This window comes from Mesorhizobium sp. RSR380A (assembly GCF_054719385.1).
The window spans coordinates 5,340,199-5,365,941 of the sequence record NZ_JBTTIB010000001.1; the positions used below are offsets into that span (position 1 = coordinate 5,340,199).

General features: G+C 61.9%; 25 protein-coding genes. 16 read left to right on the plus strand and 9 right to left on the minus strand.

Going from position 1 to position 25,743, the window contains the following annotated elements; all coding sequences use genetic code 11:
* Nucleotides 1-44 precede the first annotated feature (44 nt).
* Nucleotides 45-1,325, plus strand: coding sequence for an O-acetylhomoserine aminocarboxypropyltransferase (locus ACYG9Z_RS25865; protein ID WP_023682310.1), 1,281 nt, complete (start codon nt 45-47; stop codon nt 1,323-1,325).
* A 182-nt stretch (nt 1,326-1,507) separates the two neighbouring features.
* Entirely contained in the window at nt 1,508-1,855 is a 348-nt protein-coding gene (locus ACYG9Z_RS25870) for a cupin domain-containing protein (RefSeq protein WP_023752925.1), read from the plus strand.
* A gap of 20 nt (nt 1,856-1,875) precedes the next feature.
* Here ACYG9Z_RS25870 and ACYG9Z_RS25875 read toward each other — a convergent pair whose 3' ends face one another.
* The 4 genes from ACYG9Z_RS25875 to ACYG9Z_RS25890 all read right to left on the minus strand — a co-directional run bounded on the left by ACYG9Z_RS25875 (nt 1,876) and on the right by ACYG9Z_RS25890 (nt 4,554).
* Nucleotides 1,876-2,322 (minus strand): type 2 periplasmic-binding domain-containing protein, encoded by a 447-nt coding sequence (locus ACYG9Z_RS25875; RefSeq protein ID WP_348524877.1) that lies wholly within the window; start codon nt 2,320-2,322, stop codon nt 1,876-1,878.
* Nucleotides 2,250-2,612: a transporter substrate-binding domain-containing protein gene (locus ACYG9Z_RS25880; protein WP_348524878.1), complete on the minus strand. Its 363-nt coding sequence runs from the start codon at nt 2,610-2,612 to the stop codon at nt 2,250-2,252. The genes ACYG9Z_RS25875 and ACYG9Z_RS25880 overlap by 73 nt, the downstream gene beginning before the upstream one ends.
* Nucleotides 2,609-3,856: a cytochrome P450 gene (locus ACYG9Z_RS25885; RefSeq protein WP_023682308.1), complete on the minus strand. Its 1,248-nt coding sequence runs from the start codon at nt 3,854-3,856 to the stop codon at nt 2,609-2,611. The genes ACYG9Z_RS25880 and ACYG9Z_RS25885 overlap by 4 nt, the downstream gene beginning before the upstream one ends.
* A 107-nt stretch (nt 3,857-3,963) precedes the next feature.
* Complete coding sequence (locus tag ACYG9Z_RS25890) at nt 3,964-4,554, minus strand: hypothetical protein (RefSeq protein WP_023682307.1); 591 nt, start codon at nt 4,552-4,554, stop codon at nt 3,964-3,966.
* A gap of 311 nt (nt 4,555-4,865) precedes the next feature.
* Between ACYG9Z_RS25890 and clpP the strand changes: the two genes are divergently transcribed.
* The 4 genes from clpP (at nt 4,866) to ACYG9Z_RS25910 (ending at nt 10,219) form a co-directional block, all read left to right on the plus strand.
* Entirely contained in the window at nt 4,866-5,495 is a 630-nt protein-coding gene (gene clpP, locus ACYG9Z_RS25895) for an ATP-dependent Clp endopeptidase proteolytic subunit ClpP (RefSeq protein ID WP_023682306.1), read from the plus strand.
* A 295-nt stretch (nt 5,496-5,790) separates the two neighbouring features.
* Nucleotides 5,791-7,065, plus strand: a complete 1,275-nt coding sequence (gene clpX / locus ACYG9Z_RS25900) for an ATP-dependent Clp protease ATP-binding subunit ClpX (protein ID WP_023682305.1) — start codon at nt 5,791-5,793, stop codon at nt 7,063-7,065.
* Nucleotides 7,066-7,338: 273 nt separating this feature from the next.
* Nucleotides 7,339-9,750 carry an endopeptidase La gene (gene lon / locus ACYG9Z_RS25905; protein ID WP_023682304.1) on the plus strand — a complete coding sequence of 804 codons (2,412 nt, stop codon included), beginning with the start codon at nt 7,339-7,341 and terminating at the stop codon, nt 9,748-9,750.
* Nucleotides 9,751-9,946: 196 nt separating this feature from the next.
* On the plus strand, nt 9,947-10,219 hold the full coding sequence (locus tag ACYG9Z_RS25910) for an HU family DNA-binding protein (protein ID WP_023669423.1): 273 nt from the start codon (nt 9,947-9,949) through the stop codon (nt 10,217-10,219).
* Between the two features lie 90 nt (nt 10,220-10,309).
* On the opposite strand, the gene ACYG9Z_RS25915 is transcribed toward ACYG9Z_RS25910, so the two are convergent.
* Nucleotides 10,310-11,332 carry an aldo/keto reductase gene (locus ACYG9Z_RS25915; protein WP_023682303.1) on the minus strand — a complete coding sequence of 341 codons (1,023 nt, stop codon included), beginning with the start codon at nt 11,330-11,332 and terminating at the stop codon, nt 10,310-10,312.
* A gap of 184 nt (nt 11,333-11,516) precedes the next feature.
* On the opposite strand from ACYG9Z_RS25915, the gene ACYG9Z_RS25920 reads away from it, so the two are divergent.
* Nucleotides 11,517-12,083 carry an SIS domain-containing protein gene (locus tag ACYG9Z_RS25920; protein WP_023682302.1) on the plus strand — a complete coding sequence of 189 codons (567 nt, stop codon included), beginning with the start codon at nt 11,517-11,519 and terminating at the stop codon, nt 12,081-12,083.
* 3 nt (nt 12,084-12,086) lie between these two features.
* Nucleotides 12,087-12,830: a creatininase family protein gene (locus ACYG9Z_RS25925; protein ID WP_023752926.1), complete on the plus strand. Its 744-nt coding sequence runs from the start codon at nt 12,087-12,089 to the stop codon at nt 12,828-12,830.
* Between the two features lie 232 nt (nt 12,831-13,062).
* Here ACYG9Z_RS25925 and ACYG9Z_RS25930 read toward each other — a convergent pair whose 3' ends face one another.
* The 3 genes from ACYG9Z_RS25930 to ACYG9Z_RS25940 all read right to left on the minus strand — a co-directional run bounded on the left by ACYG9Z_RS25930 (nt 13,063) and on the right by ACYG9Z_RS25940 (nt 16,868).
* Nucleotides 13,063-13,980: a carbohydrate ABC transporter permease gene (locus tag ACYG9Z_RS25930; RefSeq protein WP_023669427.1), complete on the minus strand. Its 918-nt coding sequence runs from the start codon at nt 13,978-13,980 to the stop codon at nt 13,063-13,065.
* 9 nt (nt 13,981-13,989) lie between these two features.
* Nucleotides 13,990-15,105 (minus strand): carbohydrate ABC transporter permease, encoded by a 1,116-nt coding sequence (locus ACYG9Z_RS25935; RefSeq protein ID WP_023730888.1) that lies wholly within the window; start codon nt 15,103-15,105, stop codon nt 13,990-13,992.
* Nucleotides 15,106-15,203: 98 nt separating this feature from the next.
* On the minus strand, nt 15,204-16,868 hold the full coding sequence (locus ACYG9Z_RS25940) for an ABC transporter substrate-binding protein (protein ID WP_023682299.1): 1,665 nt from the start codon (nt 16,866-16,868) through the stop codon (nt 15,204-15,206).
* Between the two features lie 273 nt (nt 16,869-17,141).
* Between ACYG9Z_RS25940 and ACYG9Z_RS25945 the strand changes: the two genes are divergently transcribed.
* From ACYG9Z_RS25945 to ACYG9Z_RS25965, 5 genes are all read left to right on the plus strand, one after another.
* Nucleotides 17,142-18,194 (plus strand): ABC transporter ATP-binding protein, encoded by a 1,053-nt coding sequence (locus ACYG9Z_RS25945; RefSeq protein ID WP_023715417.1) that lies wholly within the window; start codon nt 17,142-17,144, stop codon nt 18,192-18,194.
* Nucleotides 18,195-18,235: 41 nt separating this feature from the next.
* Nucleotides 18,236-18,688, plus strand: a complete 453-nt coding sequence (locus ACYG9Z_RS25950; protein ID WP_023682297.1) for an RbsD/FucU family protein — start codon at nt 18,236-18,238, stop codon at nt 18,686-18,688.
* 4 nt (nt 18,689-18,692) lie between these two features.
* Entirely contained in the window at nt 18,693-19,622 is a 930-nt protein-coding gene (gene rbsK, locus ACYG9Z_RS25955) for a ribokinase (protein ID WP_023752927.1), read from the plus strand.
* Between the two features lie 276 nt (nt 19,623-19,898).
* Complete coding sequence (locus tag ACYG9Z_RS25960) at nt 19,899-20,702, plus strand: alpha/beta fold hydrolase (protein ID WP_050586889.1); 804 nt, start codon at nt 19,899-19,901, stop codon at nt 20,700-20,702.
* A gap of 130 nt (nt 20,703-20,832) precedes the next feature.
* The gene (locus ACYG9Z_RS25965; RefSeq protein ID WP_023752929.1) at nt 20,833-21,468 is read left to right on the plus strand and encodes an SGNH/GDSL hydrolase family protein; all 636 of its coding nucleotides are present in this window, start codon (nt 20,833-20,835) and stop codon (nt 21,466-21,468) included.
* A 61-nt stretch (nt 21,469-21,529) separates the two neighbouring features.
* Here the strand turns inward: ACYG9Z_RS25965 and ACYG9Z_RS25970 are convergent, their stop codons facing one another.
* Nucleotides 21,530-22,543, minus strand: a complete 1,014-nt coding sequence (locus ACYG9Z_RS25970) for an NADP-dependent oxidoreductase (protein WP_023752930.1) — start codon at nt 22,541-22,543, stop codon at nt 21,530-21,532.
* 92 nt (nt 22,544-22,635) lie between these two features.
* On the opposite strand from ACYG9Z_RS25970, the gene ACYG9Z_RS25975 reads away from it, so the two are divergent.
* The 3 genes from ACYG9Z_RS25975 to ACYG9Z_RS25985 all read left to right on the plus strand — a co-directional run bounded on the left by ACYG9Z_RS25975 (nt 22,636) and on the right by ACYG9Z_RS25985 (nt 25,727).
* Entirely contained in the window at nt 22,636-23,568 is a 933-nt protein-coding gene (locus tag ACYG9Z_RS25975; protein ID WP_023689456.1) for a LysR family transcriptional regulator, read from the plus strand.
* 194 nt (nt 23,569-23,762) lie between these two features.
* On the plus strand, nt 23,763-24,167 hold the full coding sequence (locus tag ACYG9Z_RS25980; protein ID WP_023752931.1) for an MAPEG family protein: 405 nt from the start codon (nt 23,763-23,765) through the stop codon (nt 24,165-24,167).
* A 654-nt stretch (nt 24,168-24,821) separates the two neighbouring features.
* Nucleotides 24,822-25,727 (plus strand): SMP-30/gluconolactonase/LRE family protein, encoded by a 906-nt coding sequence (locus ACYG9Z_RS25985; protein WP_023752932.1) that lies wholly within the window; start codon nt 24,822-24,824, stop codon nt 25,725-25,727.
* Nucleotides 25,728-25,743: the final 16 nt, after the last annotated feature.

Sequence of the window (25,743 nt, forward strand, 5' to 3'; positions counted from 1 at the left end):
CATCATTTCACCATTCACACGTTTACCGCTCAGGGAGGTTTTCGATGACCCGCACGCCCGGTTTCAACACGCTCGCCGTCCATGCCGGCGCCAAGCCCGACCCGGCAACGGGCGCACGCGCCACGCCGATCTACCAGACGACCTCCTTTGTGTTCGACGATGCCGACCATGCCGCCTCGCTGTTCGGGCTGAAGGCCTTCGGCAACATCTACACCCGCATCATGAACCCGACCCAGGCGGTGCTGGAAGAGCGGATCGCGGCGCTCGAAGGCGGCACGGCTGCACTTGCCGTTGCTTCCGGCCATGCCGCACAGGTGATCGTGTTCCACAATCTCATGCGGCCTGGCGATAATTTCGTCGCCGCCACAAGGCTTTACGGTGGTTCGATCAATCAGTTCGGCCATGCCTTCAAGAATTTCGGCTGGGAGGTGCGTTGGGCCGACACCAACGACGTCTCCACCTTCGAAAGCCAGATAGACGACAAGACCAAGGCGATCTTCATCGAGAGCCTGGCCAATCCCGGCGGCACCTTCGTCGACATAGAGAAAATCGGCGACATCGCCCGCAAGCACGGCTTGCCGCTCATCGTCGACAACACGCTGGCCTCGCCCTATCTGGTGCGGCCGATCGAGCATGGCGCCGACATCGTCGTCCATTCGCTGACCAAGTTCATCGGCGGCCACGGCAATTCGATCGGCGGCGCCATCGTCGATGGCGGCACGTTCGACTGGTCGAAATCCGGCAAATATCCGATGCTGTCGGAGCCGCGCCCCGAATATGGCGGCCTTGTCCTGCACGAAACCTTCGGCAATTTCGCCTTCGCCATCGCCGCGCGCGTGCTTGGCCTGCGTGACATCGGCCCGGCGATTTCGCCGTTCAATGCCTTCCTGATCCTGACCGGGCTGGAGACCTTGCCGCTCAGGATGCAACGCCATTGCGACAATGCGATCACCGTAGCCGGCTGGCTGTCCAACCACCCCAAGGTCGCCTGGGTCAACTATCCCGGCCTGCCCAGCGACAAGAACAACGCGCTGCAGAAGAAATACTCGCCGCAAGGCGCCGGTGCTGTCTTCACCTTCGGCCTGAAGGGCGGCTACGAGGCCGGCATCAAGTTCGTCGAGGCGCTCGAACTGTTCTCGCACCTCGCCAATGTCGGCGATACCAAGTCGCTGGTCATCCATCCGGCCTCGACCACGCATCGCCAGCTTTCCGACGAGCAGAAGGTCAAGGCGGGTGCCGGACCGGACACGGTCCGGCTTTCCGTCGGCATCGAGGATGTCAACGACATCGTCGCCGATCTGGAACAGGCTTTGGCCAAGGTTTGATTTTTTGAGTGAGTAGTGAGTAGTAACCGGTATTCATTAGTTAGCAGTGATTAGTGACTAGCCACCCGCTCGAGGGAGCGCTTTCCGCTCACTACTCACTACTCACTACTCACTACTCACTACTCACTACTCACTACTCACTACTCACTAGTCACTACTCACTAACCTGTTGGAGGCAAATCCTGTCCGCGCATTACCTGGCCATATGGACCGACAGCGTCGACGCCGAGATTGGCGCCCCGGCGCCGGATCGTCTGATTGCGGGCGATCCGAAATTCCGCACCTGGAATGTCGAGGAGCGCGATGGCCGCCTCTATGCCGGCATCTGGGAAGCGACGCCGGGCAAATGGCGCATCGAATATGACGAATGGGAGTTCTGCCACATCCTGTCCGGCGTCTCGGTGGTTGCCGAGGACGGCGGCGAGGCCCGCACGGTGCGCGCCGGCGACAGTTTCGTGCTCAGGCCAGGCTTCAAGGGCAGCTGGGAAGTGCTTGAAACGACCCGCAAGGAGTATGTGATCAAGCTCTGACGCTCGGTCGCGCTTGGACTTCACAAAAGCCGATCGATGTCAGTGTCGGAAAAGCCGTATCCGCTCATCATCTCCCCGTGCCAGGGACTTCCAAGCAAATCACTGAGACATAAATCGACGCGCTGGAGCAGGGTGGCACTGCCTTTGGCGAGAGCGAAAGCGCCGGGCGCTGGCTGTTTTTCGACTGCCGGGACGTCGACGACGTGGAGAGGCGCGTCGGGTCGCCGGCTCAGATAGCCGCGATGCGCGAGCGCTGCACTCGCATAGGCATGCACCACGCCGGCCGCGACGGCGTTAGCTGCTTCGGCCTGAGTGGCAAATATCCTTAGCCGTTCGGGCTGAATAGCGTTTTGCAGGGCCGTCCGGTGCTGGATCTGGCCCGATATGACGCCGATCAGCGCCGTCCGATCATTGGCGACGGACCGATAGCCATCGAAGGCGCGGGGATTGTCTTTCGCGACCAGCAATCCATCCGCAGCATCCAGATCGGCCTTGTGAAGTCGACCAGCTTCCGGCGGTCGTCGGAAATGAACAGGCCGGTGGTTATGTCCCACCGATGTTCGGCAAGCCCAGGCAGCAGTTCGGCAAACTCGGTCTCGGTGGGCAAAAGTTCCAGCCCGAGCGTCAGGCAGACCTCTTGGCCAGTTGGGCATCGCTGCCGCCCAGACGTCCCGATCCGTCGATAAAGCAGAAGGGTGGTTCCTGTAGAAAGGCGAATCTCATTTTCTCGGGCATGCGTCGGCTCCGCCGTCCTCACAAGCTCACAATGAGCCTTTCCAGCCCATGGAAATGATAGGTGTCGCGGAAGCGCGGCTGCTCCGCAAGATGGAGTTGCGGCTGCCGCTCGAACAGGGTTTTCAGCGACACCTGCAATTCCAGCCGCGCCAGCGGCGCACCAATACAGAAATGGATACCGGCGCCGAACGAGACATTCTTCTGGTCTGGTCGGCCGGGCCGGAAGGCGCCAGGTTCGGCAAAGGCAAGCGGATCATGATTGGCCATGCCGAGCAGCAGGCCGACCGTCTCGCCCGGTTGTACGACAACCCCGGATGTCACCTCGACCTCCTGATAGGCGTAGCGGGTGAACATGTGCAGCGGCGCGTCGAAGCGCAGGCACTCCTCGACCGTCGCAGCGGTTGCTTCCGGCGAGGTGAAGAAACGGCCGGGGTCGCCGCCTTGCGCCAGCAACGTGCGCACGGCGTTGCCGGTTTGATGGACGGTCGCCTCGTGGCCGGCATTGAGCAAAAGGATGGCGGACGACACCAGTTCGTCCTCAGAAAGCTTCTGGCCATCCTCCTGCGCCGCGATCAGCAGCGACAGCAGGTCGTCGCCAGGCTTCTTGCGCCGCTCGGTGACATAGCCGCGCAAAAAGTCGGAAAAATCGCGCGCGGCGCGATTGGCCGCTTGCTCGGTCTCGCGCGTCCGGCCATGCATGTACATGGCCACCATCCGGTGCGACCAGTCGAGCAGTTGCGGCCCCATTTCGACCGGCACACCGAGCATTTCGGCAATGATGGTGATCGGCAAAGGTGCGGCGAAGCTGGGCAATAGATCGACGTGGCGCGGTTCGAAACGGTCGATCAGCTCATTGGCCAGCGCCTCCACGCGCGGCCGCAGCCGCTCGACCTGGCGCGAGACGAAGGCGCGGTTGACCAGGGTTCTGAGCCTGGTGTGCACCGGCGGCTCCAGCTCCAGCATCGAATTGCTCTCGATGCCGTCGAAAGCGGCCAAATGCGAGCGATCCTCGCCGATGCCGCGGCTGTCGGGAATGCCGGCCGGGTTCTGGCGGCCGAAGCGGCGGTCGCGCAACAGCCGGTTGACGTCGTCGAAGCCGCCAAAGCACCAGGAGCCGAATTCCTCCCAGAAGAAGGCATTCGATGCGCCATGCAGGACGGCATAGGCGTCGTAAGGGTTCTGGAAAAACGCCGGTTCGTGCGGGTCGAGCCGCAGGCGGCGCGTGGCTGGATCAAAGGCGAGGTAGGGCGGCATGGATGTGGTCATGCCAGACCATTACCGCGGCTTGCCGGCTTGGTGCCAGACCGGATGTTGGCACCCGACGGCCCTATGGATTGAGCCAACCGAGGCGGACCTCGGCGAAGTACCGAAGTCTAATCCTCGCAATGCCTGGCAATATGCACGCGGCGCCAGCTGGTCGAGCCTTCCTGCACCACCACCCGGCGCGCCATCCTCTGGTATGACGGCGCTATCTGGGTGACGTGCCGCCGCTCGGGCCGCACCAGCACTTCATGGGCGACGCTCTCATATTCGGCCGGCAGCACAACCCGGCGGGTGCGCTCCGGTTCAACCACCACCGTTTCGGCCACACGCGCGTAGCGGGCCTTGCGCCACACCTTGCACAGCACCTTGCGGCCGTGGATGACGCGCCATTCCCAGGCATAGCCGCCATCGTCGACCTGGACCGTGCGGTAAACGGTGCGGGTTCTCGCCGGTACGATGTCATAGGTGACTCGGGGCGGCGCGATCTGCTCGACGCGCTCCATGGTGCCATAGATCGGCGGATCATAGTCGACCAACTGCCCGCCGGGTCTGACCATGACGTCTTCATAGACGGTGTCATAGAGCGCCGGCCTGTGCACCGGCTCATAGCATTCGGCGGCCCGGCCGTCGGCAACCGCATCGGACACCATGCCGAGACCGGCAAGGCCGGAAATGGCGAGGCAAACAGTTTTCCTGATCATGGCACTCCCCCTGTTTGAACGCGAGAAGGTGAGGTTCAACGTTGAACTGTAGGGGATGGTTCTCCGGGGGAAAGCGGTTTCGCCGCGTTTCGTTAAGCGACGCGGTTAAGGAATTGCTACACCGCAAAAACGCCGCTGGCCGCGTTCGGACTTTCCCTTGCGCGGAAACCTTGATTCGACTTAACCAGATGGCTAGGAGGAGGCGGCCTTGCGCTAGGGTGAGCCGGCATCCTATTTACATTCTAACCGTCAAGAACCGATTCTGCCCGATGTTCCGGCGCCGGAATCCCCATCTCCAAAAAGGGTAGTCCATGAAGAACCCCGTCGAAACCTACATGAACCTCGTTCCGATGGTGGTCGAGCAGACCAATCGCGGCGAGCGGGCCTACGACATTTTCTCGCGCCTGCTGAAAGAGCGCATCATTTTCATCACCGGCCCGGTCGAAGACGGTATGGCGACGCTGGTTTGTGCACAGCTTTTGTTCCTCGAGGCCGAGAACCCGAAGAAAGAGATCAATCTCTACATCAACTCGCCGGGCGGCGTGGTGACCTCGGGCATGGCGATCTACGACACCATGCAGTTCATCAAGCCGGCAGTGTCGACGCTGTGCATCGGCCAGGCGGCGTCGATGGGCTCGCTGCTTCTGACCGCCGGCCACAAGGACATGCGTTTTGCCACGCCGAACGCCCGTATCATGGTTCACCAGCCTTCCGGCGGTTTCCAGGGCCAGGCCTCCGACATCGAGCGGCACGCGCAGGACATCATCAAGCTGAAGCGCCGCCTCAACGAGGTCTACGTCAAACACACCGGTAAGAGCTACGAAGACATTGAAAAGACGCTTGACCGCGACCATTTCATGACAGCCGACGAAGCCAAGGATTTCGGCCTCATCGACAAGGTCATTTCGTCGCGCGAGCCGGTCGAAGGCGCTGCGGCATAAGCGCTGCATGGCAGTTGCGTGGCTGGATAACGCGCTTTTGCTGGGATTTGCGGCATTTCGGCCACAATTGGCTGTTCCCTCGGTGGATGGGATTGCCTACGTTAAGGCTATGTTGATTTTCGACGGCTTAGCTTTGTGCAGGGTTGGCGCGAATCATTGCGACGTTTTCTGATTTGTGTTTCGTACGGAATGCGTTGCGGGAGCCGGGACACTGGCGGCGGCGAATTCCCGCGATAGATAGAATATGCGCCCTTTCAGCCAGACCATCGGCGGGCGGCCATGAAAGGACAGGAAAATGAGCAAAGTCGGCAACAACAGCGGTGATTCGAAGAACACGCTTTATTGCTCGTTTTGCGGCAAAAGCCAGCACGAGGTGCGCAAGCTGATCGCCGGCCCAACGGTGTTCATCTGCGACGAGTGCGTAGAGCTGTGCATGGACATCATCCGCGAGGAGAACAAGACCTCGATGGTGAAGTCGCGCGAGGGCGTGCCGACCCCGCAGGAGATCCTGAAGGTTCTCGACGACTATGTCATCGGCCAGCCCTACGCCAAGCGCGTGCTGTCGGTGGCTGTCCACAACCACTACAAGCGCCTGGCGCATGCCGGCAAGAACAACGACGTCGAATTGGCGAAGTCCAACATCCTGCTGATCGGCCCGACCGGCTGCGGCAAGACGCTGCTTGCCCAGACGCTGGCCCGCATCATCGACGTGCCCTTCACCATGGCCGACGCGACGACGCTGACCGAAGCCGGTTACGTCGGCGAGGACGTCGAAAACATCATCCTGAAGCTGCTGCAGTCGGCCGACTACAATGTCGAGCGCGCCCAGCGCGGCATCGTCTACATCGATGAAATCGACAAGATTTCGCGCAAGTCCGACAACCCATCGATCACCCGCGACGTGTCGGGCGAGGGTGTGCAGCAGGCGCTTCTGAAGATCATGGAAGGCACCGTTGCCTCCGTGCCGCCGCAGGGCGGCCGCAAGCATCCGCAGCAGGAGTTCCTGCAGGTCGACACCGCCAATATCCTGTTCATCTGCGGCGGCGCCTTCGCCGGGCTGGACAAGATCATCTCGGATCGCGGCAGGAAGACTTCCATCGGCTTCGGCGCCATCGTGGCTTCGCCCGAGGATCGTCGCACCGGTGACGTGTTCCGCCTGGTCGAGCCCGAGGATCTCTTGAAGTTCGGCCTCATCCCCGAGTTTGTCGGCCGTCTGCCGGTCCTGGCGACGCTGGAAGACCTCGACGAGCCGGCGCTGATCCAGATCCTGACCGAGCCGAAAAACGCGCTGGTCAAACAGTATCAACGGCTGTTCGAGATGGAGAGTGTCGACCTGACCTTCCACGAGAATGCGTTGTCGGCGATCGCCAAGCGCGCCATCGAGCGCAAGACCGGCGCCCGTGGCCTCCGCTCGATCATGGAAGCGATCCTGCTCGACACCATGTTCGAACTGCCCGCCCTGGAAGGCGTGCGCGAAGTGGTGATTTCGGAAGAAGTGGTGACCGGCAGCGCCCGGCCGCTCTACATCTATTCCGAGCAGAAGGAAAAGAAGGGCAACGTCAGCGCCTGATCTGGCATCTGGCCTAACCTTTTTATGGAACGGCGCCCGCGGGGCGCCGTTTTGCTGTGGTGAGGTACCGATCCTTGTGACGGAGTGGATGAACGAACGTGTCGACCCTTGATCTTTGCCCCTCGTGCATCCAACTAACATCGGAAGGCCGTGGTGCCGAATTCTGTGCTGTAAAACTCCCGTCACAAACGGTGGTAGGCGGAACGATCCCCGGTCGTTAATATGAGATTCGCGGTTGGCTCGATTAGCGGCCGCGACATGAAAGGTTGGACAATGGCCAAAATATCCAAGGCTCCCAGCGACGGCGTCTTCGCAGTCCTCCCACTGCGCGACATCGTGGTGTTCCCGCACATGATCGTTCCGCTCTTTGTCGGGCGTGAAAAGTCGATCAAGGCGCTGGAAGAGGTTATGGGTCAGGAAAAGCAGATCCTGCTTGCCACCCAGATGAATGCCGCCGATGACGATCCCGAGCCGGATGCGATCTTCGACATCGGCACGCTCGCCAATGTGCTGCAATTGCTGAAGCTGCCCGACGGCACCGTCAAGGTGCTGGTCGAAGGCGCGTCGCGTGCCAAGATCGTCTCGTTCACCGACCGTCCGGACTTCCACGAAGCTACCGCCACGGCGCTGGTCGAGCCGGAGGAGGAAGAGGTCGAGGTCGAGGCGCTCGCCCGTTCGGTCGTCACCGACTTCGAAAACTACGTCAAGCTGAACAAGAAGATCTCGCCTGAAGTGGTGGGCGCCGCCAGCCAGATCGACGACTATTCCAAGCTCGCCGATACGGTTGCTTCGCACCTCGCCATCAAGATCCCCGAGAAGCAGGAGATGCTGGCCACGCTGTCCGTCAAGGAACGGCTGGAAAAGGCGATGGGCTTCATGGAAGCCGAAATCTCCGTCCTGCAGGTGGAGAAGCGCATCCGCTCGCGCGTCAAGCGCCAGATGGAGAAGACGCAGCGCGAATATTACCTCAACGAGCAGATGAAGGCGATCCAGAAGGAGCTCGGCGAAGGCGAGGACGGCCGCGACGAGGCCGCCGAGATCGAGGCGCGCATCAAGAAGACCAAGCTCTCCAAGGAGGCCCGCGAAAAGGCGGAAGCCGAGTTGAAGAAGCTGCGAACGATGTCGCCGATGTCGGCGGAATCGACCGTCGTGCGCAACTACCTCGACTGGATCCTGTCGATCCCGTGGGGCAAGAACTCCAAGGTCAAGCAGGACCTGGCGTTTGCGCAGAACGTGCTCGACACCGATCATTTCGGCCTCGACAAGGTCAAGGACCGCATCGTCGAGTATCTCGCCGTGCAAAGCCGCCAGAAGAAGCTGAAGGGGCCGATCCTGTGCCTCGTCGGCCCTCCCGGCGTCGGCAAGACCTCACTCGGCAAGTCGATCGCCAAGGCGACCGGCCGCGAGTTCATCCGCATGGCGCTTGGCGGCGTGCGTGACGAGGCCGAGATCCGTGGCCACCGCCGCACCTATATCGGCTCGATGCCCGGCAAGGTCATCCAGTCGATGAAGAAGGCCAAGAAGTCCAACCCGCTCTTCCTGCTCGACGAGATCGACAAGATGGGCCAGGACTTCCGCGGCGATCCGTCATCGGCTTTGCTCGAGGTGCTCGATCCCGAGCAGAACTCGACGTTCATGGACCATTACCTCGAGGTCGAATACGACCTGTCGAGCGTGATGTTCGTGACGACGGCGAACACGCTGAACATCCCTGCGCCCCTGATGGACCGCATGGAGATCATCCGTATCGCCGGCTACACCGAGGACGAGAAGATCGAGATCGCCAAGCGTCACCTGATGCCCAAGGTGATCCGCGATCATGCCCTGCAGCCGAAGGAATTCTCCGTCGGCGAGGACGCGATCCGCGGCATCATCCAGACCTACACCCGTGAAGCGGGCGTCAGAAGCCTGGAGCGCGAGCTGATGAAGCTCGGGCGCAAGGCGGTGACCGAGATCCTGAAGACGAAGAAGAAGACGGTGAGCATCACGGCGGCGAACCTCGCCGATTACCTCGGTGTTCCGCGCTTCCGCTTCGGCCAGGTCGAGGCTGACGATCAGGTCGGTGTCGTCACCGGTCTTGCCTGGACGGAAGTCGGCGGCGAGCTGCTGACGGTCGAAGGCGTCATGATGCCCGGCAAGGGCCGCATGACGGTGACCGGCAATCTGCGCGACGTGATGAAGGAATCGATCTCGGCGGCGGCCTCTTATGTCCGCTCGCGGGCCATCGATTTCGGCATCGAGCCGCCGCTGTTCGACAAGCGTGACATCCACGTCCACTTGCCCGAAGGCGCCACGCCGAAGGACGGTCCGTCTGCAGGTGCTGCCATGGCGACAGCCATCGTGTCTGTCATGACTGGTATTCCGGTCCGGGCCGATGTGGCGATGACTGGCGAGATAACGCTTCGCGGCCGCATCTTGCCGATCGGCGGCCTCAAGGAGAAGCTGCTCGCCGCATTGCGCGGCGGCATCAAGAAGGTGCTGATCCCGGAAGACAACGCCAAGGATCTGGCGGAGATACCGGACAATGTGAAGAACGGTATGGAGATCATTCCGGTCTCACGTGTCGGCGAGGTTCTGAGGCACGCGCTGGTGCGCATGCCGGAGCCAATCGAGTGGGTCGAGCCGGTCAATCCGCCGGCTTCCACCGATACCGTTGACGATGCTGGAAAGTCGCTTGCACATTAGAAACTACTAAAGTTGCAGTGCACAAAGAGAGAGCCGGGCCTTGAGCCCGGCTTTTTCATGTGAAAAACCCACCATTTCCGGGCTTTTTTCAACTTTTTTCCGGCTTTTTGACTTGGGTTTGCGAGCGCTTCTTTCTAAAGTCCCTCTCCTGCCGGATGAGTCGAAAGTTCCGGTTTTCTCATGGAAGGGAATTTTTATGAACAAGAACGAACTGGTTTCCGCTGTCGCTGAATCCGCGAGCATTTCGAAGGGTGACGCACAGTCGGCGGTTGAGGCGGTGTTCTCCGTCATCACTGGCGAACTGAAGAAGGGCGGCGATGTACGGCTCGTCGGCTTCGGAAATTTCACCGTCTCCAAGCGTGCGGCATCGACTGGCCGCAACCCGCAGACTGGCGCGGAAGTGAAGATTCCGGCGCGTACCGTGCCGAAGTTCTCGGCCGGCAAAGGCCTCAAGGACGCGGTCAACTAAAAATTTTTCAGAGAATGTTGAAAAGCCGGGTTCGCCCGGCTTTTCTTTTGCCTCGATGGCGGCAGGCCGTCAGCCGGCTGAGGCGAGCCTTCAGCCCACCGGCGCATCCGCGCGCATCAGGCCTTCCTGCTTGAGGTCCGCCCACAGCGCCGCAGGCAGCTTGGCATCGAGCAGGGCGCGGTTGCTTTCGACTTCACTCGGCCGCTGGCCGCCGGGGATGACCGACACCACGGAAGGGTGCAGCAGCGGAAACTGCAGCGCCGCCTCGATCAGCCTGACGCCATGGCGCTGGCAGACGGCCTCGATGCGCCCGACGCGATCCATGATGTCCCTTGGCGCCTCGGAGTAATTGTAATAGGCGCCTGGCTTCGGCCCGGTCGCCAGGATGCCGGAATTGTAAGGACCGCCGAGAACGATGCCGATGCCGCGTTGCTCACAGAGCGGCAGGAAGGTGGCAAGCGCTTCCTGTTCCAGCAGCGTGTAGCGCCCGGCCAGCAGGAACAGGTCGAAGTCGCCACGCTCCGCCAGCGTCTGGCAAACCTCCCATTCGTTGATGCCGCCGCCGAAGGCCTTGATCACGCCCTGGTCGCGCAGTGCAACCAGTCCGTTGTAGCCCGAGGCCATGAATTCCTCGATGCGCTGGTCTGACGCCTCCTTGCTGCCATGGGTGAAGATGTCGAGGTCATGGACGAAAAGGATGTCGATGCGGTCGACGCCAAGCCGTTCCAGCGACGCCTCGAACGAGCGCATGACGCCGTCATAGCTGTAGTCGTAGACCTCCTTGCGCGTCGGTGTGTCGAAGAACTTGCCGATGCCGGTTCGTTCCTCCGGCGGGCAGGCGCGCAACAGGCGACCGACCTTGCTCGACAGCACATAGTCGTCGCGCTTCCTGCCGCGCAGGAAGGCATTGAGCCGTGTTTCGGCAAGGCCCAGGCCATAGAGCGGCGCGGTGTCGTAGTAACGGCAGCCGGTCGCCCACGCCGCCTCCAGCGTCGCGTTGGCATCCTCGTCGGGGACGGCGCGGTAAAGGTTGCCGAGCGGCGCGCTGCCGAAGCCAAGCTCGGTAAAGTCGAGGCCGCCATTGCCGATGCGGTCGAAATGCCGTGTCTTCATGTCGTGCTGATTTCCTGGATTGATTGTCTGACATGACACTATCACGCCGCTGGCTCAGCAAAAGCCGCCATGGCCGTTGGACAGGCATTTTCGCGGTGATAGCATGAACAAAAACAAGCCTTTTTGCGAAAGCGCGCAACCCGAAATCACCGGCCACAAACCCAGCCGGACAGATGGGACTCTCATGACGAATGCCGGCTCGGATATGTTTTCGACCGCCCTGCAAGAGCTGGGCGCCGTACTGGCGCGCGTCGACGAAGCCGGCATCTACACCGCCTGCGAAACCCTGGCCCGCGCGCAAAAGATCGTCGTATATGGCTGCGGCCGCGAGGCCTTGCAGCTCAAGGGTTTCGCCATGCGCCTCTATCACCTTGGCCTTGAGGTGTCGGTGGTCGGCGACATGAACACGCCACCGCTTGGCCCAGCCGATGTCTTCCTGGTCAGTTCCGGCCCGGGCGAGACGACGACGGTGCTTACCTTGATGCAAGTCGCCCGCCAGGCCGGCGCCACCGTGCTTTTGCTCACAGCCGAGGCAGGCAGTAGTGCGGTCGCGCTTGCCGACTTCACCTTGCTGATCCCGGCGCAGACCATGGCGCGTGACCAGGGGCCACAAAAGACATCGCTGCTGCCGATGGGCTCGGTCTTCGAAGGGGCGCTGTTCCTGCTGTTCGAGGTGATGGTGCTGAAGCTCAAGGCGCTGACCGGCCAGTCGTCCGAGGCCATGCGCACCCGCCACACCAACATGGAATAGATCATGCGCTACGAACTGATGTTGCCGCACCAGATCCGCAAGGCGATCGCCGAGAACTGGCCGGTCGCTCTCCCGCTCGGCGTGCTCGAATATCACGGCGAGCACATGGCTGTCGGCATGGACACGCTGGCCGTCGTCAAGACGCTGGAGCTCTACGAGAAGGAGGCCGACATCGTCATCCTGCCGGCTTTCTACTACGGTGCGGCGAGCTATGTGGTGGCAGCACCTGAAGGCAACGGCTCGGTGCAGGTCGGCGGCAACCAGCTGGCGCCGTTCGCCGAAGAATTGTTCTACAGCCTGCTGCGCATCGGCTTTCGTAACATCAACGCCATCATACACCACCAGACCGAGAACTTTGCCGCCGGCATGCCGACCGATCTCGCCTTCAAGGCCGCCGGCCGCCAGGCGATCTTCCGCTTCCTCGAGAAGCAGCGCGGCGAGGGCTGGTGGGGCTCAGACGAGATGGTCGATTATTATGCCGGGCACGCCGCCGGCGAGAATTTCTTCAACTGGGTGCAGGTGCACCCGCTGATGTCGGCTGCCATGAACGGGAAGTATCCGTTCGATCACGCCGGTGTTGGCGAGACATCATTGATGCTGGCACTGTGTCCGGAAGCGGTCGATGCCGGGCGTTTTGGCGAGAATACCGCGTGGTATACGGCGAGTGCGCCGGAGGCCTCGGCGGAGCTAGGGCAGAAGGGTGTGGCGATGATCATGGATCACCTGAGGGCGATATTGAGGCGCTAGCAGACAAAGTCGCTCTGTAGCGATCCTTCACACCCCCTCTGTCCTGCCGGACATCTCCCCCGCAAGGGGGGCGATCAGATGTCATTTCCGCTTTCGCCAATCACCTACGTCGCAAGAAAAGCGATGCAGCCAAAGCTGCCGATCTCCCTCCTTGCGGGGGAGAAGGCCGGCAGGCCAGAGGGGGGTGCTGTCCCGCCGAGGTCAACAGTAGAGGGGCACGCCGCCTCTCGCCCTACTTCACCGCGCCAGCCGTCATGCCCATGATGAGATAGCGTTCAAGCGCAATCCCGATGACCGCCAGCGGTGCGATCGCGGCGGTGGCAAGCGCCGCCATCGACCACCAGTTGATGCCTTGCGAGCCGGTCTGGCTCGCCACCATGACCGGGATGGTCTTGGCGTCCGTCGAGGTCAGCAGTGCCGCAAAAAAGTACTCGTTCCAGCACAGCACCATCGCCAGGATGAAAGCGGCGACCATGCCCGGCAGCGCAATCGGCATGACGATGCGGAAAAAAGCGCCCCAGATCGACAGGCCGTCGACCAGCGCTGCCTCCTCGAGTTCGACAGGGATCGAGTTGAACTGGTCGCGCATGATCCAGATGACGATCGGCAGCACCATCAGCGTGTAGAGCAGGATCAGGCCGATGCGTGTGTCGAGCAGGCCGACTTCGCGGTAGAGCACCAGGAAGGGCAGGGCGAGCACCACCGGCGGCAGGATCAACTGCGACAGGAAGAAGAAGGAGATGTCCTCGTTCTTGAACCAGGCGAACTGATAGCGGTACCGGGTCAGCCCATAGGCGGCGAGGCTGCCGATGACGATGGCGAGGCTCGACGCGCCGACCGAGGTGATGACCGAATTCATGAAGCGCTTGAAAAACTCCTCCCGCACCGTCGAGGTCTGGAAGATCGAATCCGGCGACAGGCCGAGCGAGCGCCAGCCCTTCCAGTCCGGTTGGAAGTCGACGAACGGGATGAGGTGTCCTTGCGTGACGTCGACCGCGGTCTTGAACGAGGTGGTGATGGTCCAGTAGATCGGGAACAGGCAGATGAAGGCCCAGAACGCCAGCGCGCCATAGATGAAGATGCGATTGGCCAGAAAACCCAGCGGTGAGCGGATTTCCGAGGCAGCATAGTCGGTGGTCTGGACGCTCATTGTGCCTCGTCAGTTCACGTTGCGCACGAAGCGATTTGCGAATTTCAACAGCCAGGTCACGAACACGACGATGATGACGAGATAGGCCATCGCCAGCATGGTGCCGTAGCCGACATTCGAACGGTCGCGGTATTCGCGGTAGATGAAGCTCGACACCGAATCCGTGGCGCCGCCAGGCCCGCCGGAGGTCACGGTGATGATGATGTCGGCGAGCTTCAACTTGAAGATGATGCGCAGGATCACCGCCGTGACCGACACCGGCAGCATCAGCGGGAAGGTGACCTGCCAGAAAGTCTGCCAGGGCGTGGCGCCATCGACGCGCGCCGCTTCCAGCACGTCGCGCGACATCGCCTGCAAGCCGGCCAGCAGCATGATCATCATGAACGGGATGAAGGTCCAGGCGTCGAGCACCATGATCGAGATGCGGGCGGTGATCGGGTTGGAGAAGAAGGCGGGGTTTTCCCAGCCGAGATGGCGCGCCAGCGTCGCCGCCGGCCCGAAACGGTACTCCATCAGCGATTTGCCGATCATCCAGGATACCGCGACCGGCGACAGCATCAGCGGCATCAGGAAGACGACTCGGAAGAATTTGCGCGCCCGGATCTGCGCGTTGAGCAGCAGCGCCAGGCCGAAGGCAATCACATACTCAACCAGCACGGCGAGCACATAAAGCACCATGTTGAACAGCGCGTTGCGGTAGTAGGGATCGGCCAGCATCTGCCAGAAATTGTCGAGCCCGTTGAACTTGCGGCCGGAAAAGGACGACAGGTTCCAGTCGGTCAGCGCGATATAGAAGCCGAACAGCGTCGGGAAGATCACCATGGCGATGGTGAACAGCAGCGCCGGCAGCAGGAACAGCGCGCGCTGGCCGTCCTCGCCGCGCGTCAGCACCTGGCCGATGCCGAGCGCCACGCCCCACAGAACATAGGCGTAGACGATCGGACGCCAGGTCTCGAAGCCGAGCGTGGTGATCTCGTTCTTGTAGAGGATCTCAAACGCGATCACCGCCAGCAGGCCAAGCGTGGCGGCCGCCATCAGGGCAAAACCCGCCCGCTTGCGGGCCGGCGAGATCAGATCGGCTGGGCCGGCGTTGGCCGGCCATACATTGGTGGTCTGGTCAGCCACGCGTCCCCGTCCGTTTAAAAAATCAAGCCTGCGACCGGCCCGAGCCGGTCAGGTCCGGCGGCTTGCACCGCCGGACCTGTTGTCACGATAGGATCAGCCTACACGCCGAGCGAGGCCTTGTAGAGCTTGATCTGGTTTTCGCGGCCGATCTGGTCGGTCAGCTTCTCCCAGGCCGCGGCAATGGCGTCGGCGCCTTCCTGCGCCTTCATCTTGCCGGCGAATGTGTTGGCCAGAATGTCCTCGGCAGCCGAGTAATACTGGAAGATGCCGGGGATGCGCGGTTCGATCGCCGCGTTCGGATGGTTGTAGCTGTCGGCTTCCGACTTCAGATACGAGGTGATGAACGCCTCGTCGTAGCCTGCCGCCACCCATTCGGGAATGTCGAAATGCGAGTTGCGGTAGGGCTGGAAGCCGGACGGATACATCGCCGTCCAGATTGACAGGTCCTTGCCGCCGAGATGAGCGGCGGCCGACCATGCCGCTTTTTTCTTCTTTTCGTCGCTGTCGACGCGGGCCATGACATAGACGCCCCAGCCGAGATAGGCACAGTTTGGCGCATAGTTCGGGCCGCTGGCGAGTTTGTCCCAGGCGCCGGTCTTGGCATTGTAGACGTCGTCGGATCCCGGCAGGATCGAGAAGCCGGTGACGTCGCCGATGACCGAGCTATCGTTGGTCTTGACGTTGGAGCCGACGTCGCCCCACCAGGTGACCATTGAACCGGTGCCGGCCAGGAACTGCTGGAAGGCTGTCGTGTTCGGGTCGGCGTTGATCTGGTCGGCGGGCTCCGACGGCAGCGCGTCGATGACGTCCTGGATGGCGCGCACCCAGGCCGGATTGTTGATGCGCGGCTTCATCGTGTCGGCATCGAACAGCCAGGCCTTGTCGTCGGGATGCTTGGCATAGGCGGTGGCGCGGCTGCCGAGGAAGTAGAAGCCGAAACCGCCCCAGGCCTTGGGCGCATCGAGATAGCCGAAGACGTCCTGGTCCTTGAACTTCTTGCCCTTAAGGAATTTTGTGACGGCCTGGACTTCCTGCCAGGTCTTCGGCACACCCCATTCGGTGGTCGCACCGCCGTCCTTCCACGCCTTGGCGAGGTCGGCATCGGCAAAAACGTCGGTGCGGTAGTTGAAGTTGTGCGCATCGCCATCGACGGTGATCCGGTACTGCTTGCCGTCCCAGGTGCCGACCGGCGGCTGCAGGTAGGCCACGACATCCTTCATGTCGATCTGCTCTTTGACCCAGTCGGGCATCTCGGAGGTCAGGCCCTTGCCGCAGACATCGCCTTCGAAGGGCGCGCCCATCTCGATGATGTCGAAGTCGACGGTGCCGGTGGCGATCGACTGCTGCAGGCGGGCATTGTAGTCGGCCTGCGCCAGGTCGATCCAGCTGATCTTGGCGCCGGTATAGGCCTCCCACGGCTTCAGGAAGCCGCGGAACAGCACATTGTGCAGGTTCTGGTTGTTGAGGCCCATGAAGGTGAGCTCGACGCCGGCGAATTCGCCTTCCTTGACATTGGCCTTGGTGGCTTCCAGGCAGAGTTCGCCTACCTTCTGGAAGTCGGCATCCGTCGGCTGGCCTTTGCCGACGCCGGGGATCTGCAGAATTTTGGAGCGTAGCTCGCTGGCGGCTTCAGCCGGGCGGGTGAAAGCGCCGAGCCCAGCGCCCGATGCGGCGGCGATCGCGGCCATCGAGGCCGCGCCTTTGAGTATGTCACGCCGGGTGGCACCCGCGCGGACGAGTTTTTCGTACAGACCGACTCTCATCTATTCCTCCCAGAACAACAGTCGTGAATTAAAATGCCAATCCCTCCGACGCCGAAACGTCGGCGGTTCTCCTTTATCATACGGGGACGTGGGACCCCACCCTGCGTCGCCTGGAGCTCCGATTTCCGGATAAAAATCCGACTGCCGGATTGGCAACAGCTAATATTTGCGTAATCGATTACCTTGTCAACACGAATGGCTTTTTATCGATAACATACCGACTTGCCCTTGCCCTTGGCAATGGCTAGCTTCACCGCGAGAAAAGGGGGGACGATGGCTCAAGTCGCGATCAGCAATGTGGCCAAGGCGTTCGGAACCGTCAAGGTCCTGCACGAGGTCAGCGTCGATATCGCCGATGGCCAGTTCGTGGTGTTGGTCGGCCCGTCGGGCTGCGGCAAGTCCACGCTGCTCAGGATGGTGGCCGGGCTGGAGACCGTCTCCGGCGGCACGATCGCCATTGGCGAGCGCATCGTCAACAATCTGCCGCCGGCCAAGCGCGACATCGCCATGGTGTTCCAGAACTACGCGCTCTATCCGCACAAGACGGTGGAGCAGAACATGGCGTTTGCGCTGAAGCTGCGCAAGACCGATCCAGCCGTGGTCGCCGAGCGGGTCAAGCGCGCCGCCGACATTCTCGACCTCAATCCGTACCTGAAACGTTATCCGCGCCAGCTATCCGGCGGCCAGCGCCAGCGCGTCGCCATGGGCCGCGCCATCGTGCGCAATCCGCAAGTCTTCCTGTTCGACGAGCCGCTCTCCAATCTCGACGCCAAGCTGCGCGTGCAAATGCGCACCGAGATCAAGGAACTGCACCAGCGGCTGAAGACCACCACCATCTACGTCACCCACGACCAGATCGAGGCCATGACCATGGCCGACAAGATCGTGGTCATGCGCGACGGTCGTATCGAGCAGGTCGGCGCGCCATTGGAATTGTTCGACCGGCCGGCCAATCTGTTTGTCGCCGGCTTCATCGGCTCGCCGTCGATGAACCTGCTCAAAGGCGTGGTGCGCAAGGGCGACAAGGTCGAGATAGCAGGCACGCTGTTCCCGATCGCGGCCGGCAGCGCCGCCAAGGAGGGCCAGGCCGTGGTCTATGGCGTGCGGCCCGAGCATCTCGAAATCCATCCCGACGGCGTGCCGGCAAAAATCTCGGTGGTCGAACCGACCGGTTCCGAAACGCTGGTCTTCGTGCGCTTCGGCGACGGCGAGATGGTGGCGCTGTTTCGCGAGCGCCACGACTTCAAACCCGGCGACACGCTCAATCTCAAGCCGCGCCTCGACCAGGTCCATCTCTTCGACGCCGAGACCGGCAACCGGCTCTGATTTCCAATCGACTTTGGCCAAACTGTTTGACGAGGACTGCCATGCTCAAAGGGATCAACCCATTGCTCAATGCCGATGTGCTCCAAGCGCTCAGGGCAATGGGACACGGCGACGATCTGATCATCGCCGACACCAATTTCCCCGCCGATTCGGTGGCGCGCCAGACCGTGCTCGGCAAGCTGCTGCGCATCGACGCCTCGGCGGCCGATGTCGCCAAGGCGGTGCTGTCGCTCTATCCGCTCGACACTTTCGTCGACGATGCGGCCGCGCGCATGGAGATCGTCGGCAAGCCGGACGAGATCCCGCCGGTGCAAAAAGAGGTGCAGAAGGAGATCGACAAGGCGGAAGGCAAGGCCTGGCCGATGATCTCGGTCGAGCGCTATGCCTTCTACGAGCGCGCCAAGAAAGCCTATTGCGTCATCCAGACCGGCGAGCGCCGCTTCTATGGCTGCTTCGCCTTTCGCAAGGGCGTCGTGCCGCCGGACGCCGAGTAGGGCCATGGCGTCGGGCAAACCTGTCGTCATTCTGGGCGTTTTCGTCGCCGACACCGCCTACCGCGCCGATCGACAGCCGCGCATGGGTGAAACCATTCTTGGTAATTCCTTCAAGCTGGGACCGGGCGGCAAGGGCTCGAACCAGGCGGTGGCGGCAGGCAAGCTCGGCGCGGACGTCACCTTCCTGACCCGGCTTGGCGTCGATGCTTTCGCCGACATGGCCAAGGCGACCTGGGCAGAGGCGAGCGTCAAATCCGCCGTCATCGAGACGCCGCAAAGCTATACCGGCGCGGCCTATATCTTCATCGAGGAGACAACCGGCAACAACGCCATCATCGTCAGCCCGGGTGCGGCGATGCTGATCTCGCCTGAAGACATCGAGGCCAACGCCGGCCTGATCCGTGGAGCCGGCGTCTTCGTCACCCAGCTCGAACAGCCGATCGACGCGGCACTGCGCGCACTCGAGATCGCGCGCGGTGCAGGGGTGACCACCATCCTCAATCCGGCGCCCGCGGCCAAGCTGCCGGACCGCATCTATACGCTTTGCGACTATGTCACCCCCAACGAGACCGAGGCCGAGGAGCTGACCGGCATCAAGGTTTCTTCGATCGACGACGCTCGCCGCGCCGCCGACAGCCTGCTCAAAAAAGGCGTCGGCTCGGTCATCATCACGCTCGGCGAAAAAGGCGCGCTGCTGCACACGGCCGCTCGGTCCGACCATGTTCCCGTGGTCAGTGCCGGTCCGGTGGTCGAAACCACCGGCGCGGGCGATGCCTTCAATGGCGGCCTGGCCGCCGCACTCGCCAAAGGCGTGGAGCCGCTGCAAGCCGTCCGCTTCGCCTGCGCCGTCGCCGGCATTTCGGTGACAAGGCCGGGTACGGCGCCATCCATGCCGACGCTGCATGAGGTCGAGGCGCTGCTGGCCGAGGGGTGAGGAGGTCGTTGCGGGAGAGATCGAATTCAGATCCGACCGGATCTGAATTGCCTCATGCAAGATCATGATTCTAGACGATTATGTCACATTTCTCCTGAGGAGAAATGGCGCGAGTGACGGGGCTCGAACCCGCGACCTCCGGCGTGACAGGCCGGCGAAAACGCCTGATTAATCAACGACGGATTCAATTCCTTACGCTCTCGAATTTGCGGGAAAAAGCGCGAAATTGAAACATGCTTATCAGAACTCCTCGTCGTAATCCGCGAGGTATTCACTTTGATCGGTGCCTCCGCTGCTGCCAGCCTAGCGGCTGGACCGGGACAGACTGCTCCCGGCGACTTCTGGATCGGCTGGAGACGGCAGATCGATGCGCTCGCTACCGCCGGATTCCGGGTCATCGTTCCCGACCAGAGGGGCTACAACACCAGTGACAAGCCGAAAGCCATCCGTGAATACACGCTCCCCAAGCTCGTCGGCGATGTCGTTGCCATCGCCGACGCGCTCGGCATCGGAAGGTTTCACCTCGTCGGTCATGACTGGGGCGGTATCGTCGCCTGGGCCGCAGGCGCAAAGCTGCCGCACCGCCTGGAAAGGCTCGTCATCCTGAACGCGCCCCATCCCGAGGTGCTGCTTGCCCATTCCTTGCGATCTCCGACCCAGTTCCTGCGGAGCAGCTATGCGGCCTTCTTCCAGTTCCCCTTGCTGCCGGAGGCTTTTCTGGGGGCGGGGCGCTCGGCTCTGCTGGCACGGGCGCTCATCAAATCCAGCCGAACAGATGCCTTCACGGCGGAGGAAATCGCAGAGTATCGGCAGGCCTGGGAACGGCCGGGGGCGCTGACAGGCATGCTCAACTGGTATCGGGCGCTGCGCTTCCGCCCAAGCCTGAAGGAGCGGATCACGACGCCGACCCTTGTACTGTGGGGGATGCAGGACCAAGCTCTGGAATATGGCCTGGCCGAGCGCAGTCTGGCCCTTTGCAACGATCGGGGCCTGCAGACGTTCGAGAAGGCGACGCATTGGGTACAGCGCGAAGAGGCCAGCGCGGTGAATGCCGCGCTTCTGGCGTTGCTGGACGGCTGAGATGCCGTTCCGTTCTGCAGGTGGCCTGACTCGCCGTGATCTCCTGACCGTGCTCGCTGCCGCGGTCACAACCCACCACCTTACCTCCTCTGCTGATGCAGCATTGGCAGAGGCCTCAACGGAGCATCCGATGCCACACGTCGTCCTTCTCGGGGATTCGATCTTTGACAACGCTGCCTATGTCGCGCACGGGCCCGACGTAGTGCGGCAGCTGCGGGAGCGGTTGCCGGAGGGGTGGCGTGCAACGCTAAACGCCGTCGACGGCGCCGTCACAAGCGGCGTCGAGCGGCAGCTTGAACGGCTCCCCCAGGATGCTAGCCATCTTGTCGTCAGCGTCGGTGGCAATGATGCTCTTCGTCATGCAGGGATTCTGGAGCAGGGGGCCTGTTCGGCGGCCGAGGTTCTGGACAGGATCAGCGATATCCGGGAGGAATTCGAGCACGACTACTGTACGATGCTCGAGGGGGCGCTGGGCCAAAACCTACCCACCGCTGTCTGCACGATCTACGAGGCGCGCTTTCCCGACCCACAGCGTCGTAGACTTGCCGCAACTGCCCTGACGGTCCTCAACGACGTCATCACCAGGGCGGCGTTCTCGCGCGGTTTGCCGCTCGTCGACCTGCGCTTGGTATCGAATGAGGACGCGGACTTCGCCAATCCTATCGAACCGTCAGTGCAAGGCGGCGCGAAGATCGCGGCAGCCATCGCGGCACTTGTAGTCGAGCACGATTCAGCCGGACGTCGGTCGGTGGTCTTCGTCGGCTAAACGGCGTAATCCCGCCCGATCGTCTGCACTCCCGATGGTCGGTCGGACTGAAAGCAACAATTCAGACGGCCAGCACGATCTTGCCTTGAATACTGCCGTCGGCGGCGCGCTCATGTGCGCGCGATGCCTCGGCCAGCGGGAATGTGCTGTCGATGACGACACGCACAAGGCCGTCGTCGAGCAGGCGGGCGGCTTTTGCCAACTGCGCGCCATTGGATCGAACCTGTGTGGATGAGACCGTGATCCCCAGCCTCTCTGTCTCTTCGTGACCAGCGAAGCCCAGTGGGTTGACCAGGAACAGCGCGCCGCCCGGCTTCAGAACATGGAAGAAGCGCTCCATGCCCGCGCCGCCCACCGCGTCGAGGACAAGGTCGACGTCTCGGACGACATCTTCCGCCGCGGTTGTCTTGTAGTCGATGAATTGATCCACGCCGAGATCGCGCATCAGCGCCTCGTTCTTGGCCGATGTCACCGCGATGACGCGCGCGCCCAGCCATTTCGCCAACTGGACGGCCAGATGCCCGACACCGCCTCCGGCACCATTGATGAGCACCGTCTTGCCGTCGAGGGGCACCGGCTCATGCGGTAAGGGCTGGAACGGATTCGGCTCGTCGTGGCCAAGTTCGATCAAGAACTGCCATGCCGTCAGAAGCGACATCGGCGCACCAGCCGCATGAATATGGTCGATGCCGGCTGGTTTCAACGCAACATGCGATGCCGGCACACTGACATAATGCGCGTAGGCATTGCTACCCGTCATCAAGTTATCGGGGAAGCGAACCATTGCGTAGACCTCGTCACCGATGCTGAACTCAGCGACGTCAGCGCCAACCGCTTCAATGACGCCCGACACGTCCGTGCCGAGAATCAGTGGGAAGGACGCGTTGGGTCGCCATTCTGGCGGCAGTACGCGATAGCCATCCCGCAGATACCAGTCGGGCGGATTAAGCCCGGCCGCCTGGACTCGGACAAGCACCTCGCCGGGCTTCACACCCGGCCTAGGCGCGTCTTCGTACACCAGCATCTCGGGACCACCGAATGCGTGCAGACGGACTGCCTTCATCTTATCGCTCATTGGTGAAATCTCCGCTCATCCATGTCATTGGAGCGAATCTAGCGGCATGACCGCCGGTTGATAATCGGTCTGGATGGCGGTTAAGTAATGCCATGGCGGAACATATCACTTTGGATCGGCTCACTGGCATCATCGCCTTCGCGCGTGCGGGATCGCTGGGCAGCTACACGGCAGCGGCGCGCGCGCTGTCGATTTCCCCGTCGGCGGTCAGCAAGAGCGTCCAGCGGCTCGAGCGGCATTTAGGAGTGTCGCTGTTTACCCGTACAACGCGCTCGCTCACCTTCACGCCCGAAGGGCGCGACCTGCATGAGCGCGCGCTGCGTCTGCTACGCGAGGCGGAGGAAATAGAGCAGGCGGCAATGACCGCGCGCTCCGAACCATCGGGCACGTTGCGCGTGGCCGCGTCGCTGCCGATCGGACTGCATCTGATCGCTCCGGCTTTACCGGCTTTCCGTCGGCTCCATCCGAACCTGATCGTCGATCTCAGGCTGGGTGACCAGATGGTGGACATGATCGAGGAAGGGATCGATGTCGCCATACGCATCGGTGATCTGGCTGACACCCGGCTACTATCACGCAAGCTCGCACCCCATCGGCTTTGCTGCTTCGCCTCGCCAGCCTATCTCGAGGAACGCGGCACACCGACCCATCCCGATCACCTGGAAGGGCACGACACCGTCAACCTTCGATATCAGAGCACAGGCCAGGCCTTTCGCTGGCCCTTCCGGATTGGCGACCGTGAAATCGAGATCGTGCCCAATTCCGGTGTGGTCGCCGATGCCAGCGATGCCGTGCTCATCATGCTGGCAGCCGGCGGTGGGATAGGCATAGGCGCCTCCTTCATGGCGGCTCCCTATGTGAAGCGCGGCGAACTGGTCCCAGTGCTGTCCACGTTCGCGGTCGAGCGAAACAATGTCACCGTGCTCTGGCCGGCAAGCCGACGCGCCAACCCCGCCGTGCGCGCCTTTCTGACCATGCTCGACGCCGCTTTCACTCTGCGAATGGCAGCTTCAAGCATCGACTGATCTGGCGCGGAAGGGTCGCTAAAGGGCGAAAGCGGTCAATCACTGCTAATTGGCTGAACGGCAGCTATTCCGGGCACAACGTCCAAAAGCTGCTATTCCGTTTCGCCCCACTACAGGCCGCCCCTCCTCGTCGAATAGCATTAGACTAGTTGATCGGCTACAACGACCTAGAGTGCTAGCAACGGGGAGGGCACATGTCGGCGAGTGCTTACGCATTGACTGGCTTCATCTCGTGGGCGCTGGCCCTGCTGATCGTGATGGAAGTTATCCGGAGCTACCTGGTGATCTCTGGGCAAGTCCCGGTAAACGGCTTTACGCCAGATAACGGAGCCCTCTCCCCGTTTATGCGGAGGTTAGCCCGTGCCCACGCCAACTGCATTGAAGGGCTTCCAATCTTCGGAGGTCTGCTCGGAGTCGCGATCATCATTTCAAAGACAGATGTCACGGATCCCTTGGCCTCCACGATGTTAGGCGCACGTATAGTGCAGTCGGTGATCCACCTCGTCTCAACCAGCCAACTCGCGGTCAGTCTCAGGTTCACCGCGTTCGCTGTGCAAATGGTGATTGGTGCGTATTGGTGCTGGTTGCTGTTGATCTGAAGAGTGGCGGAGCCCCGACGCAAAAGTGGGCCACCTCGATTCCGGGAGCCTTGGCAAACCCACTCCGGATCGTGACCCGAAAGACTGTCCCTTTTGACGGGCGAGCGAACCGCAAAACTGGCAGTGGCAAAACCGCCGTTGAGGCATGATATTGCTGTTGGATTTTGGGGCTACTCCCCAGCTTCGGAGAAGGATCGGCGTTCAGAGAGCAATTTGCACGCCTGGGCGCTGCGGCGCTCCCCAGCTTTTGGCCACACGCACGCCCTGCAAACGCTCGGCTCAAGAGCGCCTGGCAGCGGAGCAGAGAATTGTTGGACTTTGTGAGTGTTAGAGGGAGAGGAACTGAGATTCAACCTTCTCCACCTGCACTTGTTCCTTGCACGCTGGCCTCAGCAGCACCTAATCCTGCCACGCAACCTGGAGGAGCAAGCCAGTGCTACCGAGCTGTGTAGACACCGATCGGCTCGCGCTGTAGCCATAGGCCTCCGCCCGTCGGGGTTCACCGGCGTCGGGGTGGGGGCCGGCCTAGGGGGGCCCAGCAACGCGCACGTCAGCCTGGCTATCTTTCGAGTCGCCCGGTCCGGTGACCGCCAGATCGTCAGGCTGGATTATACCCGACAAATCTTGATAGGCTGCCGTTCTGGGGGTCGCACGATGAACGAGGTTGAAAAGCTGGCCGTCGAGGTTGTCGCGACCGGCCTTGGCTGGCCCGAGGGCCCGACGGTGCTGCCCGGTGGCCGAATTGTCATCGTCGAAAGCTATCGCAGCCAGCTGACGGCCGTAGATCGCGACGGAAGTGCTCGCCAGTTCGCGTATGTTGCCGGAGCGCCCAACGCCTGCGTTCTCGGATCGGATGACCTGCTCTATGTCTGCCAGAACGGCGGCACGACAGGACCTTGGCGGGCCGCGGAGATGACGACACCGTCCATCCAGCGGGTTGCCGAAGGCGGAAAGCCGGAAATCCTGCTGACCGAAGTCGCGGGCATTCGGCTCAATGGGCCAAACGATCTTGTATTTGCTGCTGACGGCCGGCTCATCTTCAGCGATCCCGGCACATACAACCCGGGGAATCCGGACCCAAGCTACATCTTTGCCGTCAACCCCGACGGCAGTGCGTACCTTGCTCTCGGCTTCGACAAGCCGACCTTCCCCAATGGTGTGGCGATCGAAGCCGACGGCTCGATCATTTGGGGGGAGTCCTATACGGGGCGCGTCAAACGGCAGCGTCCGGATGGTTCCGTCGAAGACCTGGGCCGCTTGCCTGGGCCCAATCCGATCCCGGACGGGCTGAAGGTCGGAGCGGACGGCCGCCTTTACGTAACGGATATTGCCGCCAACGGCATTCATGTGCTCAGGCCGGACGGAACAGCGGAAGGTTTCTTCGTCTGCGGCAAGGCAACGACCAACTGCGTCTTCTCGGGCGAGATGCTTTGGGTGACAAATGCCGGCGTGCTGGCGACCGGCAGCGATCCCTCCTTTGAGGGAACACTCTCCCGCGTGCGTGTTCCGGGAGGCGGTGGACCGACGCACCACGGTCGCATAGACGGTAAGAAACCGTGAGTAGCTCCTCGACTGT